The sequence below is a fragment of the Indolivaga alginatilytica genome (assembly GCF_003201355.1).
Classification (GTDB): domain Bacteria; phylum Bacteroidota; class Bacteroidia; order Bacteroidales; family Dysgonomonadaceae; genus Dysgonomonas_A; species Dysgonomonas_A alginatilytica.
In genome coordinates this window covers 86,353-103,529 of sequence record NZ_QICL01000007.1, presented here as the reverse complement: position 1 = coordinate 103,529, position 17,177 = coordinate 86,353, and the positions used below count along the sequence as shown (strand labels likewise).

18 protein-coding genes are annotated in these 17,177 nt (G+C 37.7%); 12 read left to right on the top strand and 6 right to left on the bottom strand.

Annotated features, from left to right (window positions below; genetic code table 11):
• The first annotated feature begins 35 nt into the window (after positions 1 to 35).
• The gene (locus CLV62_RS21690; RefSeq protein WP_170120035.1) at positions 36 to 203 is read left to right on the top strand and encodes a hypothetical protein; all 168 of its coding nucleotides are present in this window, start codon (positions 36 to 38) and stop codon (positions 201 to 203) included.
• A 70-nt stretch (positions 204 to 273) separates the two neighbouring features.
• Positions 274 to 441 carry a hypothetical protein gene (locus CLV62_RS21685; RefSeq protein ID WP_170120034.1) on the top strand — a complete coding sequence of 56 codons (168 nt, stop codon included), beginning with the start codon at positions 274 to 276 and terminating at the stop codon, positions 439 to 441.
• Between the two features lie 125 nt (positions 442 to 566).
• Here the strand turns inward: CLV62_RS21685 and CLV62_RS07765 are convergent, their stop codons facing one another.
• Positions 567 to 1,772: a hypothetical protein gene (locus CLV62_RS07765; protein WP_146212716.1), complete on the bottom strand. Its 1,206-nt coding sequence runs from the start codon at positions 1,770 to 1,772 to the stop codon at positions 567 to 569.
• A gap of 276 nt (positions 1,773 to 2,048) precedes the next feature.
• Between CLV62_RS07765 and CLV62_RS07760 the strand changes: the two genes are divergently transcribed.
• The 10 genes from CLV62_RS07760 to CLV62_RS07715 all read left to right on the top strand — a co-directional run bounded on the left by CLV62_RS07760 (position 2,049) and on the right by CLV62_RS07715 (position 11,177).
• The gene (locus CLV62_RS07760) at positions 2,049 to 2,951 is read left to right on the top strand and encodes a DMT family transporter (RefSeq protein WP_110310216.1); all 903 of its coding nucleotides are present in this window, start codon (positions 2,049 to 2,051) and stop codon (positions 2,949 to 2,951) included.
• A gap of 294 nt (positions 2,952 to 3,245) precedes the next feature.
• Positions 3,246 to 3,785 carry a 4Fe-4S dicluster domain-containing protein gene (locus tag CLV62_RS07755; RefSeq protein WP_110310215.1) on the top strand — a complete coding sequence of 180 codons (540 nt, stop codon included), beginning with the start codon at positions 3,246 to 3,248 and terminating at the stop codon, positions 3,783 to 3,785.
• 74 nt (positions 3,786 to 3,859) lie between these two features.
• Complete coding sequence (locus CLV62_RS07750) at positions 3,860 to 4,705, top strand: CoB--CoM heterodisulfide reductase iron-sulfur subunit B family protein (RefSeq protein ID WP_110310214.1); 846 nt, start codon at positions 3,860 to 3,862, stop codon at positions 4,703 to 4,705.
• Between the two features lie 21 nt (positions 4,706 to 4,726).
• Positions 4,727 to 6,727, top strand: a complete 2,001-nt coding sequence (locus CLV62_RS07745; protein ID WP_110310213.1) for a CoB--CoM heterodisulfide reductase iron-sulfur subunit A family protein — start codon at positions 4,727 to 4,729, stop codon at positions 6,725 to 6,727.
• Between the two features lie 89 nt (positions 6,728 to 6,816).
• Positions 6,817 to 7,296, top strand: coding sequence for a hydrogenase iron-sulfur subunit (locus CLV62_RS07740; protein WP_185144252.1), 480 nt, complete (start codon positions 6,817 to 6,819; stop codon positions 7,294 to 7,296).
• The gene (locus CLV62_RS07735) at positions 7,289 to 8,077 is read left to right on the top strand and encodes a 4Fe-4S dicluster domain-containing protein (protein ID WP_110310212.1); all 789 of its coding nucleotides are present in this window, start codon (positions 7,289 to 7,291) and stop codon (positions 8,075 to 8,077) included. Before CLV62_RS07740 ends, CLV62_RS07735 begins: the two co-directional genes overlap by 8 nt.
• A gap of 3 nt (positions 8,078 to 8,080) precedes the next feature.
• A complete protein-coding gene (locus tag CLV62_RS07730; protein ID WP_110310211.1) occupies positions 8,081 to 9,088 on the top strand; it encodes a 4Fe-4S dicluster domain-containing protein in 1,008 nt (335 codons plus the stop codon).
• 23 nt (positions 9,089 to 9,111) lie between these two features.
• Positions 9,112 to 9,951 carry an FAD/NAD(P)-binding protein gene (locus CLV62_RS07725; RefSeq protein WP_110310210.1) on the top strand — a complete coding sequence of 280 codons (840 nt, stop codon included), beginning with the start codon at positions 9,112 to 9,114 and terminating at the stop codon, positions 9,949 to 9,951.
• Between the two features lie 114 nt (positions 9,952 to 10,065).
• Complete coding sequence (locus CLV62_RS07720) at positions 10,066 to 10,773, top strand: DNA alkylation repair protein (protein WP_110310209.1); 708 nt, start codon at positions 10,066 to 10,068, stop codon at positions 10,771 to 10,773.
• A gap of 20 nt (positions 10,774 to 10,793) precedes the next feature.
• Positions 10,794 to 11,177 carry a VOC family protein gene (locus CLV62_RS07715; protein ID WP_110310208.1) on the top strand — a complete coding sequence of 128 codons (384 nt, stop codon included), beginning with the start codon at positions 10,794 to 10,796 and terminating at the stop codon, positions 11,175 to 11,177.
• 15 nt (positions 11,178 to 11,192) lie between these two features.
• Here the strand turns inward: CLV62_RS07715 and CLV62_RS07710 are convergent, their stop codons facing one another.
• The 5 genes from CLV62_RS07710 to CLV62_RS07690 form a co-directional block, all read right to left on the bottom strand.
• Complete coding sequence (locus tag CLV62_RS07710) at positions 11,193 to 12,752, bottom strand: carboxypeptidase-like regulatory domain-containing protein (protein ID WP_110310207.1); 1,560 nt, start codon at positions 12,750 to 12,752, stop codon at positions 11,193 to 11,195.
• 9 nt (positions 12,753 to 12,761) lie between these two features.
• Entirely contained in the window at positions 12,762 to 13,616 is an 855-nt protein-coding gene (locus CLV62_RS07705) for a FecR family protein (RefSeq protein WP_110310206.1), read from the bottom strand.
• Positions 13,613 to 14,164, bottom strand: coding sequence for an RNA polymerase sigma-70 factor (locus CLV62_RS07700; protein ID WP_110310205.1), 552 nt, complete (start codon positions 14,162 to 14,164; stop codon positions 13,613 to 13,615). The genes CLV62_RS07705 and CLV62_RS07700 overlap by 4 nt, the downstream gene beginning before the upstream one ends.
• Before the next feature lie 146 nt (positions 14,165 to 14,310).
• Positions 14,311 to 15,567 carry a carboxypeptidase-like regulatory domain-containing protein gene (locus CLV62_RS07695; RefSeq protein WP_110310204.1) on the bottom strand — a complete coding sequence of 419 codons (1,257 nt, stop codon included), beginning with the start codon at positions 15,565 to 15,567 and terminating at the stop codon, positions 14,311 to 14,313.
• A 268-nt stretch (positions 15,568 to 15,835) separates the two neighbouring features.
• On the bottom strand, positions 15,836 to 17,077 hold the full coding sequence (locus CLV62_RS07690; RefSeq protein WP_110310203.1) for a glycoside hydrolase family 5 protein: 1,242 nt from the start codon (positions 17,075 to 17,077) through the stop codon (positions 15,836 to 15,838).
• Positions 17,078 to 17,177 lie beyond the last annotated feature (100 nt).

The following is a 17,177-nucleotide window of genomic DNA, read 5'->3' as shown; positions in this document are numbered from 1 at the left end:
TTTGCTTATACGTTTATATAAAAAACCTGACTATTATGAAGATAATCAACAAGCCAACTAAACTGAAAGAATTTAAGTCTTATGAAACTGCCAGAATAGTTCATAATTCGGGAGAAGTTCCTGAACCTGCTACCAAGAAAGAGGTTAAGGCAGCTACTAACAAAATAAATCCGGACGAAGAAAGTATGGAAAGCAGAGGATAAAATTTTACTCTTTATAACTCTGTATTTCATTATACTAAATCTATATTACGAACTTAAATATCTAGAGAAAATGACTAATAGGCGTAATGAACTTGAAAAAGAAATTGAGATACTACAAGATAAAATTGATAATCCACCAGCCGCTACTCCAAAGGAAATACGCGAAATATGGATAAAAGAATTCGATAGTTTATCTTTTGAGCTTAATAATTTATATGATGACGATGAAAATGATTAAGCTATCTTATTTTCATTAATACATCACCTGACTGATCGGTTATAGGACTACATTCCTTATATAAAAGAAGGCGGATAAATTTTCGTCTTCTTTTATCTGTGTAAATTCCAGAGAAGAAAGTTATGTCAAATCGGGTCTACCGTCACATCTATTTTATTTTGACGAATTACTTCTCCCTCATCATTCCTTATAGTAACTATATATTCTCCTTGAGGCAGCTTAATCGACGAATTCAGAAATTTATTATCAACTAAATAGCTAACTACAGGGATGGCTTTTAGACCTTCTGCTAAAAATTCTTCTTCTATATATACAGACAGAAAAACAGATTCTTGTATAATATCTACTTTCGGGAATGAAGCGATAAGTTTTTCTATTTTTATAGACTTCTGAGATTGGTGTGGCTTATATAAAAAATCTGTTTCATCAAATCCATTTATCACACCTATATCATATACACACACATTTGCTGACTCCTCAATTGCAATACCCTTATAGTCGCTCTTTGATAACTGCACCTGTTTAATCTGTTTAATAACAAAAGGTTCAACACCTGAAATTTCCTGAAAGAAATACCCCATTTTTTTACTACCTGAACATTTATTGGTATGATCTCCTCCTGCATGCACCAGAACTTTTGCCTCTGTATCTAGTTTAAGAGTTTTATTGTATATATTCTCAGCTTGCTTGTATTCCCTTTCTTTACCATAATAATCATAATTAACCAAAGTAAACCCCATTTCTATAGCATCTCTTATTGTATTAGCCATTCGCGGATCCACCGTGTAAATACCAGTGGACGCTATAGGGTATCCCCTCATCGTTAAAGAGTCACCATCTTCGCCGATAGCCTCCATTGCCAAATAGCGAAATCCATTATTATAAAAAGAATTCAATAGGTAGTTTGTAAAATAGCGCTCCCTTGAAAACCAATGGATTTCGTTAATCATTATAACCTGATGGTCTTTACTTCTTTTGGCAATTTCGTCAATAGCATCATTGCCTTCGGAGATGAAATTAAAGAAAGGTTCTTTTATTGTAAATGCCGAAAATTTCTTTTGACATAAACTGTCTGAATTAGAATTATTAATAACAAATGCATTATAAGTCATTGCTGCCTGCAAGTACATATCTTTTTCTGCTCCAGAGCCGGAGCATTCTCCCTCAATCACTTTCAATTTTTTAATTGCTCCGAGGTAATTAAGATTATCCCCCAAAGCCTTCTGAGCAACTTCAAATGCATCCCATTTAATACTATCCGATGCTGGATACGCCAATAATGAGGAAAATAGTACACACCACAGTGCAAGCATAGTTTTCAAGTGTTTCATAGTATTTATTTTATATTTCCGTAAATATACTAATATTTAGTAATAAACTATTTCTTATAAATAAAATTGATATACTATGCAAAAATTAGTTTGACAAGGATCCATCCTCATCTTTTATTATAGGAAAAAAAACTACAAAACGAATTGGAATACATCAATACCCATTATATAAATTATTTACAAATAAGATATTTTATATTAATAAAAGGACTTGGGAGATATCAACATTACAATAATACATCGTATTTTTGCATATAGAAATACACAAGACTCATCATGCAAAAATCCAAAGCATATTGGTATCATATAATAACAATTTTAACGGTAGCTATATGGGGTACTACTTTTGTATCCACTAAAGTACTTATTGGGTATGGACTTTCTCCTATTGAGATTCTATCCTATCGTTTCCTCTTGGCATACGTTTGTATTTGGTTTGTCTGTCCACGCAAGCTATTTGCAAAAAGCATAAAAGACGAACTTTTGTTTGTTGGTACAGGATTATGTGCCGGCTCGTTGTATTTCGTTCTCGAAAACACAGCTTTAAAGATTACCCTTGCATCTAATGTGTCTCTAATTATTTGTACTGCTCCCATCTTCACGGCATTTCTATCACATTTCATTTACAAAAAAGAACATATAAAATCACACCTAATTTTCGGCTCAATAATAGCTTTATTGGGTGTTGCTCTTGTTGTTTTCAACGGTAGCTTTATTTTACAGATCAATCCATTAGGAGATATTCTCACTATTTTAGCAGCCTTGTCATGGGCTTTCTATGGGATAATACTCAAACGCTTGAATGGACACTACTCGACACTATTTATTACTCGGAAAGTCTTTTTCTATGGCATTGTTACTTTATTTCCATTTATACTATTCAGTACAAATGTATTCCATACAAATCTATTGACTGACCCGATAATTATAGCCAATTTACTTTTCCTTGGAGTAGTTGCCTCATTATTATGCTATATTATGTGGAATAGTGCCGTCAAAGAACTTGGCGTTATACAAACTTCAAACTATATTTATTTTGTGCCATTAGTCACTTTATTGACTTCCGCCATTGTTATAAACGAGCAAATCACGACCATTGCTCTTCTCGGTTCTATTTTTATCCTTTGTGGCGTATATGTAGCCGAAAAAGGATTTAAACTAAGACGAAAGACCGTGTAAACAATTTGATGCTAATTTCCTAAACCTAAAATCAACAATCTATTAAATAAAAAACACGATCTAATAATATAATACACAGCTACATATTTAGAATATACAAAACTAGAAGCAATCACTTTAGAGCTTAAATTATGTCCTATAACATAAAATAAAAAGAGTATAAAAAGTTTTAGTTAAATTTATTTTTGCGTAATTTGCAATGTCCGATTATCAAAATACCCATTTTGTGATATTTAAACATTATAAAATAACACAAGCTTAGATATTATAAAGAGACTTAAATTGTACTATTCTATGGAAAAAGAAAGCTATATATCTGAAATACGATCAAAAGTAGGCGTAAATGTCAACAAATGTTATCAGTGTGGAAAATGCTCCGCAGGCTGTGCTTTAGCTGATGACATGGACTATCCCCCTAGTCTGGCTATGAGAATGTTGCAAACAAATGACATTGCTAATTACAATAGCTTACTACAATCGGAGACTATATGGCTTTGTGTTTCTTGTCAAAATTGCTTGACACGTTGCCCTATGGAAATAGATATTCCTCAGTTGATGGATTATATGAGGGAGAAATCTCTGGAGAAGAAATCCATAAATAAAAAATCAAGTCAAATAGTTTCTTTTCACAAAGCTTTTATAGACTCGGTAAAATTTACCGGACGCTTATATGAAATAGGCTTGGTTGCAGGTTATAAAGCTCGCACCTTGAATCTATTGCAAGACATGAACATAGCTCCTAAAATGTTTTCGAAAGGAAAACTTCCGATCCTACCCGAAATGGTCGAAGACAAAAAACAGATGGCTACTATTTTCTCTAGGACGAAAAAGTAAGCAAACCTAAGATTAACGAAGAAAACACGCCGACTTTCAGTGTTTCGGAAGTCTGGCACGATCAACTATAAACTATGGAAATAGGATTCTATCCGGGATGCTCTCTGAAAGGGACTTCTTCAGAGTACGCCCAATCGACATTGGCTCTCGCTAAGGCTTTCGATATCAAGCTAAAGGAGATTACCGACTGGAATTGTTGTGGGGCAACCGCTGCACACAATCTAAATCACGAGTTGGCAATGGCATTACCTGCCCGAGTACTTGCTCTGGCTGAAAAAGACGGCATGACCGAGATAGTTGTGCCTTGTGCAGCCTGCTATAACCGACTGACGGTTACCCAGCATGAACTAAATCAAGACAAAGAATTAAAAAATAAAGTTTCCGAAATCTTAAAGATGCCTCTTTCAGGAAATCTACAAATTCTGAATGTGATGCAATTTATTGACAAATATATTGCTGATAAAATAGAGGAAAAGGTAGTAAAACCGTTCGATCGTAAAGTAGTATGCTATTATGGTTGCCTGCTTGTCCGTCCTCAAAATATATTGAAATTCGACCGCTTAGAAGATCCACAATCAATGGATATATTGATGGAAAGAATAGGTGCTAATTCTATGGATTGGGGGTATAAAACCGAATGCTGTGGTGCAGGATTCTCTGTTTCACGCACAGACATTGTCGCCAAACTTTCGGGTAAGATTGTAAAAGATGCTTCGGACAGAGGAGCAGAAGCTATAATTGTTGCATGCCCCATGTGCCAATCTAATCTGGATATGCGCCGTCCTCAAATCAATAGTTACCTCCAAATGAATATCCAAACTCCTGTTATGTATATCACTCAGGCTATAGGATTAGCCGTTGGATTAAGTAAAGAGGAAGTTGGACTTAAGAAACTATTTGTAGCACCGACGTTTGCATAAACGACCTAAACAGAATAAATTATGTCAAAAATAGGAGTATTTGTTTGCCACTGCGGAGAGAATATAAGTGCCACCGTTGATTGTGAGAAAGTAGCCGAAGAAGCTTCTAAAATAACAGGGGTAGAAGTCAGTGTCGACTATAAATATATGTGTTCGGATCCCGGACAAACAATGATAAAAGAGGCTATTAAAGAAAAAGGTCTCACTGGAGTTGTGGTTGCGGCTTGTTCTCCTCGTATGCACGAACCAACCTTTCGTAAAGCTTGTTCCGAAGCAGGATTAAACCCCTACATGTGCGAAATGACCAACTTGCGAGAGCATTGTTCTTGGGTACACGAAAAAGGAGATCAGACTACCGAAAAGGCTATTGATCTGGTAAGAATGCTTGTTGAAAAAACAAAGCTCAACAAACCGTTGAGCTCCATAAAAGTACCTATTCACAAGAAAGCACTTGTTATAGGTGGAGGTATAGCAGGTATTCAATCGAGTTTGGATATTGCCAATGCAGGACATCAGGTTATTCTGGTAGAAAAAGACCCTTCCATTGGAGGGCACATGTCTCAGCTATCGGAAACATTTCCTACCCTCGACTGTTCGCAGTGTATTCTTACCCCCCGAATGGTAGAGGTTGCTCAACATCCCAATATTACATTATATACTTATGCTGAATTAGAAAAACTGGAAGGTTTCATCGGTAACTTCAAAGCAACTATTCGACTTAAAGCAAAAAGTGTTGATCCAAAGCTTTGTACAGGCTGTGGAGTTTGCTACTCAAAATGCCCGACAAAGAAAATACCCAGTGAGTTTAACGAAGGACTCGGCCTACGGACGGCTATTTATACGCCCTTTCCTCAGGCTGTACCCAATAAACCGGTGATTGATAAAACAAACTGTACCTATTATACAAAAGGAAAATGTAAAGTTTGCCAGAAAGTATGTCCTACAGGGGCAATCGATTTCGACAGACCCGATGAATTTATAACTGAAGATATTGGTGCTGTCGTTACAGCTACAGGGTTCAATGTGTTGAAACCCGATTTCTTCCCCGAATATGGTTACGGTAAATACAAGGACGTAATTACAGGATTACAATTCGAGCGTCTCGCATCTGCCTCAGGTCCTACCTTGGGAGCAATCCGCCGTCCTTCGGATGGAACCGAACCTAAGAAGATCGTATTTATAGCCTGTGCAGGGTCACGAGATCCGGCTAAAGGATTACCTTATTGTTCCAAGATATGTTGCATGTACACTGCTAAACATGCCATGCTGTATCAGCATAAAGTACATGATGGTGAATCTTATGTATTCTATATGGATATAAGGGCAGCAGGTAAGAATTACGAAGAATTTGTTCGCAGAGCAATTGAAGACGATGGTGTAAACTATGTACGTGGTCGTGTGGCTCGTGTATATGAAAAAGACGGCAAACTGATAGTCAAAGGGGTAGATACTCTTTTAGGCGGTAAACCTGTCGAAATAGAAGCGGATATGGTAGTACTTGCGAGTGCGGGAGTAGCTAGTCACGGAGCAGAAGAATTGGCTCAAAAAATGCATATCTCCTATGATCCGTATAAGTTCTTTGCAGAAGCTCACCCTAAATTAAAACCTGTAGAAACCAACACAGCAGGAATATTCTTATGCGGTGCTTGTCAAGCTCCGAAAGACATTCCCGAAACAGTAGGAATGGCATCGGGAGCAGCAGCAAAAGTAATCGGATTATTCTCGAACAGTGAGTTGACTCGTGAACCTGTGGTAGCCGTAGTGAATCGTATTGCTTCACACGAAGTGTCTACTTGTGTAGGTTGTTTCTTATGCGAAACGGCTTGCCCGTATCAGGCAATAGTACACGAGGAAATTAAAAACAGAGCAGGCGAAGTTATCAAAACGGTTGCTCAGGTAAATCCCGGATTATGTCAGGGTTGTGGTACTTGCGTTTCTTTCTGTCGGTCTAAATCTATTGATATACAAGGATTCTCTAACGAACAAATGTATGCCGAAGTAATGGCGGTATTGGAAGCGTAATAACAAGCCTCACAGCCTCCCCACCCCTCCAAAAGAGGGAGTTTCTCCCCTTGGGGGAGACTAAGAGGGGCTTTAAAAAAATAAACAATATGAATAACGAATTTGAACCTAAAATATTAGCCTTTGTCTGTAACTGGTGTACGTACGCCGGAGCAGACCTGACAGGTACAAGCCGTATAAAATATGCCTCGAATGTAAAAATCGTTCGATTTCCATGTACGGGACGGATAGACTTTATGCTGCTGCTCAAAGCCTTTGCCAATGGCTCGGATGGGGTGATTGTATCGGGATGCCATCCGAATGACTGCCATTACACTTCGGGTAATTTTCATGCCCGCCGCCGTTGGATGCTTTTCAGAAGTCTGCTCGACTTTATGGGAATAGATATTCGCAGGATTCAGTTTTCGTGGGTATCGGCTGCCGAAGGTGCAAAATGGGCGGATATTGTAAACGAAACAGTTGCATCTATCCGTGAACTTGGACCATACACCGAATACCGCAAAGCAGCGGATTTCTTAGCCGATAACGAAGCCGAATTAGCCAAAGAAATGGAGGTAAACAATGGATGAATTGAGAAACAAAGCCAAAGAAATGTTCGACAAAGGGGAAATCGATATTTTTATCGGATACGAAGAAGGCACTCGAAACCCTAGACCTCTTTTTGCCAATAATGCAGATGAAACTCAAAAACTCGTATTCAACGATAAATGTACCGGAAATCTGGCGGTTTATTTAACCCGAAAAGATCTGGTTAAGGGTAAAAAAGTAGGTATATCCGCATCTTATTACGCCTTAAAGAGTATTGCTCAACTTTTTGTTGAAAATCAACTGAAAGAAGAAAACCTGAAAGTATTTGGATTATCAAGTGATGGACAAATTCGAACTCTCAATTCATTAGAAGAAATAAAACAATACCTGAAAGATACTCCTCCACCTCCCAAAGTAGAAGATGACGAATTGATCAAACAAATAGACGCAATGTCATCTGCCGAGCGTTGGGCGTTTTGGTCGGATGAATTATCTAAATGTTTCAAGTGCTATGCTTGCCGTGCTGCTTGTCCGATGTGTTATTGCACCAAGTGTATAGTGGAAGTGAATCGCCCTCAATGGATTCAACCGTGGGCTAGTACTTTGGGGAATATGGAATGGCAGATCAATCGTGTGATGCATATGGCAGGACGTTGTTCTGATTGCGGTTCGTGTGGTACAGCGTGTCCGATCGGTATTCCGATCCATCTGCTAACACACAAAATGTCGGAAACGGTAAAAGCCAATTTCGGTGATCCGAATGACAAAGGCAATGTATTGTCTACATTCAAACCAGAGGATAAAGAATCTTTTATACTATAAGCTATGGAGAGAAAATATATAAGCCACAATTCGTTAATGAATTGGCTCACTCAATTGAACAATGAAGGAAATCAGATTTATGCTCCTGTTGCAAAGGGGAATAAAACAGACTATAAACATATAACATCTGTGGAAGAAATTTCTATGGATCATATACAAACCACGCAATCGGCTAAAGCGGTTGCGTTTCCCCGTACCGAGAAGTTATTTTCATACACAAAAAAAAATGGAGATGTAACACTTCAAAATTTTGACACAACTACTATTCCCGAAACTGTTGTTTTCGGGATTCATCCCTGCGATGCGGCAGGCTTCAAACCCTTATCGGGAATTTTCAATTGGGACACCCCTGATTTGCCTTTCAATGAGAGAATGAAACGTACTACTCTGATTGCCGTTAGCTGCACTCAGTGCGATGAGTTTTGTTTCTGTACATCGGTTAACGGCAGTCCGGGAAATACCACAGGAAGCGATATTCTGCTAACACCCATCAAAGACGGTTATCTGGCGGAAATTATTACAGAAAAAGGCAAAAGTCTGGTGGATAAACACAGCAGCTTTTTCGAAGCTGACCCGAATGTAAATAAGGAAGAGTATTTGGCACAAGTACCCGTTCAATTCAGTTTAGAGGAGTTGAATAAGAAGATTTCCAATATGTTCGAAAGCCCTGTTTGGAAACAACAGTCCGAACGTTGTTTAGGATGTGGAGCGTGTGCTTATGTGTGCCCTACTTGTGCGTGCTTTGACATTCAGGAAGATGCTCATGGAAGTTCGGGTAACAGATTACGCTGTTGGGACGCGTGCGGTTTTTCACTGTTCACGATGCACACTTCGGGACACAATCCGAGAGAGATGCAAAGCCAACGATGGAGACAACGCCTGTTACATAAATTCTCCTATATGCCCGAACGTATTTCGGTAAGAGGATGCACGGGTTGCGGCAGATGCTCACGGGCTTGTCCTGTGGATATGAATATTGCAGAACATTTGACCGAGATAGCAGCACTATAAATACTCTAAAATCACAGAATCTTATGGATAATTCAAATATATATCTTCCTCATTTAATGATCGTTGAAAAAATTACTCAGGAAGCTCCCGGAGTAAAAACTTTCCGCTTGAAATTTAAAGACGAAGAAGCAGGCAATAATTTTGAGTTTAAAGCAGGACAATTTGGTGAATACTCAGCTTTTGGTGAAGGAGAGAGTACTTTTTGTATAGCCTCCTCTCCTACCCGAAAAGGATATATAGAATGCACTTTTCGTGAAACAGGCAAGGTGACATCAGCTTTAGCTAAATTGGAAGAAGGGCAGACCATGGGATTCAGAGGCCCTTTTGGTAATACATTCCCGATGGATGAATGGAAAGGTAAAAATCTTCTGTTTATTGCCGGCGGTATTGCCTTACCTCCTATGCGTTGTGTAATATGGAACGCTCTGGATACACGTGAAAATTTCGGAGACGTAAGTATTCTTTATGGTGCTAAATCGGTAGCCGATCTGGTTTACAAACACGAACTAAAGGAATGGGAAGAAAGACCCGATGTACGCTTGGTTACCACTGTCGATCCCGGTGGTGAAACTCCCGACTGGAAAGGCGAAGTTGGTTTTGTGCCTTCGGTATTGGAGAAAATGAATCCTTCGCCTAAAAACACAGTAGCCATTGTTTGTGGCCCTCCGATTATGATTAAGTTTACTTTTCCCGTATTAGAGAAGTTAGGTTTTACGGACGAGAATATCTACACCACTCTGGAGAACCGTATGAAATGCGGAGTCGGTAAATGTGGACGCTGCAATGTCGGCAGTCAATATGTATGCAAAGACGGCCCTGTATTCTCTAAAGTAGAATTAGAGGCATTGCCTGCGGAGTACTAAGATATAAAGAGTTACAAATAAATGCAAAAAGGAATTATCTTATAGAGATAGTTCCTTCTTTCGTTTTGCCTATTACATAATTTAGTCCTACCTTTAGGATATAAAGCAAAAGGGATGGAAAACATATTATCTGAAATTCGTCAGGCTCTACAAGATAGTATTGACGAGAAAACACTAAAGAACGGACAGAACTTCTTCAAAGAAAAGATCGAATTTTATGGTGTAAAAGTGCCTCTTGTCAATAAAATAGGAAAAGAATCCTTCGCAACCATTCAACATAAACCGAAAGAATACATTCTTGGATTATGCAGCGAATTGTGGAAATCGGGGTATCTCGAAGAATCATTCATTGCCTGTAACTGGTCGTATTTCATTCATTCGAATTACGAAACTAAAGACTTCGACATCTTTGAGGGATGGGTAAATAATTATGTCAACAATTGGGCTTCGTGCGATACCTTATGCAACCACTCCATAGGGACATTTATAGAAATGTATCCTCAATATATTGCTAAACTAAAAGAATGGACAAAATCGGATAATCGATGGGTAAAACGTGCCGCCGCAGTAACACTGATTATTCCTGCCCGAAAGGGATTATTCCTGAAAGAGATATTCGAAATTGCAGACATATTGCTTCTTGATAAAGACGATCTGGTACAGAAAGGTTACGGGTGGATGCTTAAAGCAGCAAGCGAAGCACATCAAAAGGAAGTATTCGATTACGTACTATCAAAGAAAGCCATCATGCCCCGAACTGCCTTACGCTATGCCATAGAAAAGATGCCTCAACAATTGAGAGCCGAAGCAATGAAAAAATAACATCAAAAAAATAATCTGATATGAGAATTGGACACATAGCCGTCTGGACAGAGAATCTGGAAGAGATGAGAGAGTTTTATACTACCTATTTCGGAGGTATTTCGAATACTAAATACGTAAACCCGACAAAAGGGTTTGAATCGTATTTCATCACTTTTGAAGGAGATACAACTCTCGAAATTATGAGACGTAAAGATATAACCAACAAAGTGGAAGTTGAATCTCTCGGTTTATGCCATTTCGCTTTTACGGTAGGTACTAAAGATCAGGTATTGGAATTGACCGAACGCTTAAGATCCGACGGTTATCAGATAGTGGGTGAACCGAGAACAAGCGGAGACGGCTATTTCGAAAGCGTTGTACTCGATGTAGATAACAACAGGGTTGAACTTATAGCAGAATAAGACCTCGGAAATTGCCTATTTGTTATTTTTCAGAATCTGCAAAACCGATTCCTTCAATTTATCTTCTTGCATAATCACATTGAAATGCCCCCAGAAATTGGGATCGTATTCAAAAGAAGTATCGGAGAATATATTTTGAGTAGCCAACCTTTCGTTTCGAGCAAAACGTGAATTATCCGATGTATCGGTTTCGCAGTTCACCAATTCGAACCACATATGCAGGGGTGTACTGAAAATCCGATTCTTCTTTCTTACTCTGAAATGTAAATCGCCACGCACATGACTCAGGTAATAAATACCATCTAACGATTTGTAAGACACTACATAGGTAACATTCTGAGGAGTAATATTTATATCACGACTTTTACGAACGATAAACATATCCGTAGCGTTCTTTACATAATCGGGAAGAATCTCGAAATTGGCCTGAACCAAAGCATAAGTTTCGGCGTCTATGTATAATTCTCCTTTATATAAGGGTTCTGCTCCGGGTCTTGGCTCAAATGAAAGTACATTTACCCGTCTATTATCGAGCACTGTTATATCGGTATGCCTGTAAATGTACTGACCGTTATTTATAGGATTAAGAAAACCGGGGGTATCGCTCTTTATTAAATCGAGTAACAAACTTGAGTTTATACCCGACTTCATTTTAGTAATCAGAGTATCGGGACTTTGCTTATCTATAATTCGCCTCATCTTTAAGAGTTTCACCTGATCGCCGGTCTCTCCGCTCTGGTAACCGGTCTTATATATATCAAGAACAGCCTCGGTAAGACTTACATTCTTATTCTTGTGTTCTATACCTTCTCTATAAAATGCAGTGATATGAACAGGAGTCGAAGAATAGTTCTCACTCCGTTTAAGCCACATATTACGCAACACGTCTACCGGATTTACAATACGTATAACCACTTCCTGCAATGGAACAACCTTCGGGGTGAGAGTAAACACAATTTGTTGCTCGGTGAGAAAAGAAAGCTCAACTTCCTGGGATTGGTAGCCGATATGTGAAAATTTTATTTTAGAATCCCTCAGCGAATCGGGTAATATGAGTCTAAAGTCTCCATTCTGATTTGTTATTGTACCTATCGTTGAATTCAGAATCCCCACGGCAGCATAAGGAACAGGATCACTACTAATACCATCTACCAAAGTACCTCCTAAGGTGATATACTGTATAATACTGTCTTTCGCTTCTGGTTTTAGCTTTATAACCGGGTTGATAACAATATTTTCTTCTTGTTGTAGATTTAATAGAATATGATTACCTACAATTCGTATATTAAGATTTTTATTACCTGTTATAGCATAAATTGCATCCCGCAATGTATATTCTTTTTGGGGGACTTTTACTGTTTTATCATTATTTATAATCTGACTATCGTATATAAACAGATAGCCCGATTTATCGGAAACTTCTTTTAATAGCTGATATACTGTTCCCTTATTTTTGCTTAACTCAATTTTACGGTTCAAAACATCGCCATCATTACCAAGAGCTGTTGCAACCATAGAAAACAGCAACAACAAAGTAATGACATAATGAAAAAGGTATTGAGCCGTCCTTTTCATACTTACGGTTTATTTTAGTTCCGAAATACGTATTTTATTTTGTTGTTGCACATACTCTAGATTTAGAGCCATACATATAAGCTGAGCCATCGAATATGGAGAATCATTAGAAAAAGTTACAGTAAGCAATCTGCCTTCAATATCAGGATCAACCTCCAGTTGTACACCCTCTGCATGCTTGTTGATTACGCGAACGACATCCGCCAAACGCTCATCTTTAAACTGTATCTGCCGGGTATACCTTTGAAACTGATCCAGATCTTTTGTTACAACAGTTTGTAATTGACTGGACTGAAGCAATCCTGTTTCTCCTGCTTTTATATAGATACTTTGTCCGGTTTTTTTCAAAGTTGCTTTTACTTCTCCACGATCTACGGACAAAGAAAAATTATCTGCATCTTTTCCTTTTACATTAAAAGCTGTCCCTAATACTTCTACCTGAATCTGATCTGTTTCTATAACAAACGGACGCTCTCTGTTTCCCTTTATATCAAAGAATGCATTTCCTTCAAGAAATACCTCCCGTTTCTTCTTTTCGAAATGCTTCGGATAATGTAATGAAGTCTGATCTGCCAAATATACTATTGACCCATCTTCTAAAGTTGTCACAAGCGTAGCTTCATCCTTTTCATTATGCAATGAAAGTAATTGCTGCTCTTTCAAATTGTTGTTGATAACAATAGAAGCAACAGCCATACTCACTAAAAGTACTGCTATACTTGCTACCCATTTAAACGTTGCAGAACGTATAAAGGTTCTTTTGCCTCCTCCTGTTTCAGGCAGCAATCCGTCTTGCTCCAAACGGCTGTAAAGCAAATTCCAAGCCTGATCAGTATTTGTTTTCTTTTTTTCTATCTGAGTCATAATATCTGAGTATAATTCTCTATTTCCTTACGTAACGATTGGAGTGCTTTTGTCATTTCAGCCTCCACTGTTTTAATTGATATAGAGAGTATGGTCGCTATTTCAGCGTATTTTTTCCCTTCAAAACGCTGCATCCTAAATATACGAAGCCGTCTTTCGGGCATTTTTCCAAGAGTTTTATTTATTAGCTCTTCCAATTCTTTGTACTCCAACTGCTCTTCGGGGGTAGAATCTGAAATCTCTACACTTTCTGAGAATGTTTTATCCTTGTGACGGTCCCGAACACCCCGATGTTCGCAATATTGAAGTGAGCGATTACGGACAGCTCCATACAAATATCCATTTAGAGATGTAAATATCTGAAGGCTTTCCCTATCACGCCATAACACATAAAACAAATCCTGTATAATTTCTTCTGCAATATCTGTCCTTCCTGTTATTCCGGCAGCATAGAGACAAAGGGGAGAATAATAGCGTCTGAACACTTGCTCAAAAACTTTTATATCTCCCTCTTTTATCTTTCTAACTACAAAAAAATCGTTTAACATAAAGGCAGTAGGTAACAGATTGTTTCAAACATCAGGCCGCTAACCTGCTTCTTTTCAGCTTTCCTTATCTTTCTTTCATTGATATTCTTTTAGAGAAAGAATCGGAGAAGGTGAATATAGTAATAAATATCTCTTTGTATTTATTCTCAATGCTGTTTTTTCAATTTGGTTACTGCTGATTCTAAAGATTCCGAAGGTTCAATAATATTATAGTCCTCCCAAAAATTGGTATCTCTAAAACTGCTCACATTATCAGATAATGACTGACTTTGTTTGAATGCTAGTTTCGATGGAATATTATCTACCTTACCTACTTTTCCGCTAGTAACTACCATCTCGGAAACAATGCTGTAATTGGTAGAGAACAACTTCCGTTTCCAGTCACATTTAAATCGGAATTCACTTCTTATATAATTCAGATAGCTGACACCGTCACGCAGTTTATAAGTTACCATAAACGAAACTTCTTCGGGCTTGAAGTGTAAATTAAACGGTTTCTTTTTCAAAATAGCCTGAGTTGCCTTGTTGCGGTCGTCCATACTCAGACTGAACTCTGCACGTGTAAAAGCTATACTTTGTTTATCTATATATAATTTACCATAATACAGTGCATAAGGTAGATTGACCTGAGGAACAAAGCTTACTACAAAATGTGGGCGTTCGTCTATCATAACCGATTCTTCCATCTTAAATTTGTAATTTGCCAATGTTTCCTTATCAAGTAAAAGGTCCTTGTTTTTAGCTATATCAAGATAGACCGAAAGATTAGGACCACCTATCAGTTTCACAGCAAGTGTATCTCCTGATTTTTGACTCAACAGCTTACGTCCTTTTTCTATTTGTATACGGTCGTCATCCGCAATACCTTTATCGTAAGAAGTTTTATAGATATCAATCACAGCCTCCGAAATATTGATATAGTTACGTCCTTTTTTAATCGTTTCGCGATAAAATCCGGTCATCAGATTAGTCTCAGGACAATAATTATTTCCAATCCGATCAATCGCTCTCCTCACCAATTCGAGAGGATCAATAGATTCTACTATAACCTCATCTAATAAATTGACATTGGCAGTCAATAATATTTCTGCTCTTTGAGTAGCTTGCTTATCAATCGGAAGTTTATAATTAAAATATCCGAGATGCGATATTTCCAATTCCTTAGCATTAATAGAATCATTTATCTTAATCAGAAATTCGCCGTCTTCGTTTGTTATTGTTCCTATGCCTGTTCCCGGAATAGAGACATTCACATACTCGAGTTTCTTCTTCGATTTCTTATCCTTTACCACCCCACTTACCGATGTATAATGAGATTCATTTTGTGCCGATACAGAGGAAACACTCAAAGCTAAAAAGAGGATAATCAGAAATCCTGCTATTTGTTTACTTGTCGTTTTCATATTGGTATTATTTAATTGTTGATATAATAATCTGCTTGTACTAAGGTCGCAGACCTATTTATTACTTTAGCTGGTATAATTACAACTGATAGTTATATTTAACCATATTGCATTAATACCTGCTTGTACTAATATGATCGGTCAGGAAATAAAAACCCTATGTTAAATCTCATTTATTTTTGAGATCGCTTATTTATTGTTCAATTTATATCAAAAAAGGGGGGATTCGCCATGTACGAATCCCCCTTAAAATATTTTCACTGAACCTTTAAGGTTTCATGCCTAGTGCTAAAATATATCCTTTATTGATATTACAATTTGCGAACTTCATATTTTCGAGAAGGTCAATCATTGCTTTTTTCACAAGTGCCTGATCGGGTCTTACGGCACGTATTTTTGTAAAATTACTTCTATCTTTAGTGGTATAGTCTATAATCAGGTTCCAGTTTTCAGGAGCTTTTATAGAAACCATACCTCTTTCGGAATCCATCTTTTTATAAGGCCAGTAATGCCAACCTATATTGTTGCGTTCCATTAGACGAGTCCAAGCAGCAATCCATTCATTTGTATTTTCACCTGTTTCTCCCATATAAATAGGCAGATTGACACTGTCTCTGAAATTTACAAAATCCTGAATATTGGTTTGCAATGTATCACACCAATAACGATGACAGGTATACATCAGTTTATCATCAAATTTAGAGTCTTTAAATACATTAAAATTACCATTCCATTGTGCACCACCCAACAATACTATATGATTGGGATCTACGGTACGGATAGAGTCCACGCATCTTTTATAAAGAGGTTCAAGCGAATCATTCAAGTGTGCATATTCCTCCAGGAAATAATGGGCAATCGGCTCATTCAACAAATCATAACCTAATATGATTGTGTCATTAGCATAATGTTGAGCCACTTTTTTCCATATTTCACAGAACTGCACTTTACTTGGTTCGCTATCCATCAACCAAGGGTATCCATAACTATCGTCGATATTATCGCCGGTCTGTCCACCTGGAGCATCATGCATATCAAGAATCACATATAAATTTTCTTGGCGACACCACTCCACTACTTGGTCTATCATCTCGAAGCCATTCTTATTGGCAGTAAGCCCCATATAATCTTCGTCCGTAAACATTTTGTAATGAAACGGAATACGAAGAGAGTTCATACCTGTTTGTTTGATATACTTTATATCCTCCTGAGTAATGTAGTTCTTTTTAAACTCTTGCCAGAACCAAGCTGTAAAGTCGGGACCTACCATTTCGCAGAACGCTTCATTTATCAACCGATAAGAACTTACATCTTGAAAATGAAACATATATCCTTCGGGATTGAGCCAATTACCGAGATTGGTTCCTTGTATGAGTATTTTTTCGCCATTTGACTTTATCAGATCAGGACCTTCTACACGAATAAACTTCGAAGCATCCGTTTTCCGGACTTCTTTTGGTGAACAACTAAATAATACCAGAGGTAAAATTAAATACAATAATTTTTTCATAAAACATTATTTTGAAGTCATAAGACCTGTTAGTCATTAAATAAGAACGGTCTAAGCCATATCTTTAATTCTAGCTTAGACCGTTCTTTAGTTTATCCTT